The organism is Shuttleworthella sp., assembly GCF_057251025.1.
In genome coordinates this window covers 1,464-3,845 of the sequence record NZ_DBHIDN010000035.1, presented here as the reverse complement: position 1 = coordinate 3,845, position 2,382 = coordinate 1,464, and the positions used below count along the sequence as shown (strand labels likewise).

Annotated in this window: 2 protein-coding genes; both read right to left on the bottom strand. The window is 57.5% G+C overall.

Going from position 1 to position 2,382, the window contains the following annotated elements:
- Nucleotides 1–160: 160 nt before the first annotated feature.
- Entirely contained in the window at nucleotides 161–1,861 is a 1,701-nt protein-coding gene (locus ACO5R6_RS07200; protein ID WP_485626512.1) for an aminotransferase class I/II-fold pyridoxal phosphate-dependent enzyme, read from the bottom strand.
- Nucleotides 1,858–2,382, bottom strand: a 525-nt coding sequence (locus tag ACO5R6_RS07195) for a hypothetical protein (RefSeq protein ID WP_485626511.1), incomplete at its 5' end; no start/stop codon positions are given. The genes ACO5R6_RS07195 and ACO5R6_RS07200, both read right to left, overlap by 4 nt.

The following is a 2,382-nucleotide window of genomic DNA, read 5'->3' as shown; positions in this document are numbered from 1 at the left end:
TCCTGGCCCTCCTGCTGCTACACTCTGAGGGTGACCGCCTCCTCGGCAGGATTGTAGAAGAATCTCTCATCTCAGGGCTCAGGTTTCCCATCTCTCAAAACCCAAGCTCTTCTCATCTCAAAGCCTAAGCTTTTTCACCTCAGTTCCAAACTTTTTTCTCTCAGGATCCCGGATTTTTTATTTCACTTCCGAGCTCTTCTCTCAGGACCCGGGCTTTTCCCTCTCTCAGGCCCTGCACCTTCAGCCCATCCTTCAGCGCTCTCTTGAGATAGAGGATGACACACTCTGTGATCTCTTCTCCGCTGTGAACCAGGGGGATCCCGGGCGGATAGAGGAGAATGGAGTCCCTGCTGACGCGGCCGGCGCACGCCTCCAGTTCCAGATCCTCCCACTTCTCCTCCAGGGCCTGCCAGGGCTCCAGAAGCTTCCTGCGCGGGCCATAGACAATCCCGTAATCTATGGCGCTGTCAACTCTGCCAACACTGTCATTTTTCCCGGCGCCATCAACTCCGTCAACACTGTCACTTTTCCCGGCGCCATCAATTCCGTCGGCACTGTCATTTTCCCCGGCGCTGTTATCTTTCCCGGCGCCATCAACTCCGTCGACACTGTCATTTTCCCCGGCGCTGTCATCTTTACCAGTGCCATCAACTCTGTCGGCGCTGTCATCTTTACCGATGCTGTCGACTCTGTCACCTCCTGACTGTTCCCCCAATGTCTTATCCTGCAAATTCTCCGGCATCGCGCCGGTCTCCCTCAAAATTCCATCAATCTCAAGCAGAGCCTTCTGCAGCCGCTGCAGCCCTTCGCTGGTATCCATAAGGGAGGTCATGGCCAGAGCATAATCAAAAGAGGCCATTTCCAATTCCAGCTGATAGTCCTTCCGCAGCCATTCCATCAGCTCCTGCCCCGTGAGATTGATTCGCGCGCAGGAGATGACGATCTTGCCCGGATCATCTGTCCGCAGAATCTCAAGCGCCCGCAAGCTCTCACAGGCCCTGTAAAAGTCCTTCAGATCGCGGGCATTTGCCTGAAAATAAGACTCCCCTTCCCGGCGCAGAAAGCGCAGGGCCGCCGCCGCCTGCCCCATAAGAATATAGGAGGGAGACGAGGTCTCCAGATAGTCGATCATATCCGACACCCGCTCCCGGTCAGCCCCTGAGCCATGCGGCAGGAGCAGGGCTGCCGTCATCGTGTAAAAGGGCAGGGTTTTGTGGAGACTGGTCACCAAAAGATCCGCCCCCTGATCCGCCATGGAGGGCGGAAAATAGGGGTGGAAACCGAAATGGGCTCCATGGGCGGCGTCCACCAGAAGCAGGGCTTCGTGGGCGTGCGCGACCCGCGCGATAGCAGACAGGTCTGACACCACCCCCTCATAGCTGGGCGAAGTGATCGCCACAAGTTTGACCTTCCGTCCCACCTCCTCCGCGGCGCACAAGGCCTCCTGAACGGACGCGGCTTCAATCGGCCCCTGAAGGCCGTTCGACAGGGCCCGGGGATAGACATATTCCACGGAAAAGCGACCCAGAATCGCCCCGTGGTAGATGCTCTTGTGACAATTTCTCGCCATGAGAAGACTATCGCCCGGCTTCAAATGGGCCAGAAGGCTGACCAGATTCCCCAGGGTGGATCCCCCCAGCAAAAGGCGGGCTTCCTCCACTCCGTAGAGCTCCGCCAGGTCTCGCTCGATATCCGCGATCATCCCGCTGGCATCGTGCAAATCATCGAAGCCCTCGATCTCTGTGATATCCATCAGATTCGGATCAAGGCTCCGGGGGAAACGGCGTTTGTGGCCCGGCATATGAAAAGGGTAGGCCTGACTCTTTCCATAGGCAAGCAGGGCCTGATCCAGAGCTCTCATCGACGCCCCCGATACTTGCGCACCCGGTTTTTACGCGCCCTTCTTCTTGCCCTTCTGCGCCTGGTCAAAATCAGGAAGGCAAGCGCCAGGAGGACCAGAATCAGAAGCACTGCCAGAAGAATCGGCAAAATTACAGTTCGAAAGCCCTTGCCGATCCCGTCAGAGAGGCCGCCAAAGAAATTTCCGATTGCCCTTCCAATCCCGGAGGCTCCAGACGCCTTGTCCTTCTGGTCAGAAGTATTTTGAGCCTTTAAGGACTGGCTTAGCAGGGATCGGCCTCCCAGGGACAGGGTCAGCTGATAAACCTCCTCTCCCCCCTTGTCCGAATTTCCCGCGTTTCCTGCGCCCGTACCCGCCTGTCCGCTGCTCTGATCTCCATCGTTCCCTGCGTCTGCGCCCGCCTGTCCGCTGCCCGCATTTGGGGAATTCGTTCCCTGTCCGTTTTTCTTCGGCTCAAGTTTAACGGCCAGATCCCGGACAGCGGCATCCTTTGGCAGAAGAAGGGTTCCCTTTGCCTGCCA

Excerpts from the sequence above, each read along its gene's own strand:
- ACO5R6_RS07200 (WP_485626512.1), bottom strand. The coding sequence starts at position 1,861 with ATGAGAGCTCTGGATCAGGCCCTGCTTGCCTATGGAAAGAGTCAGGCC.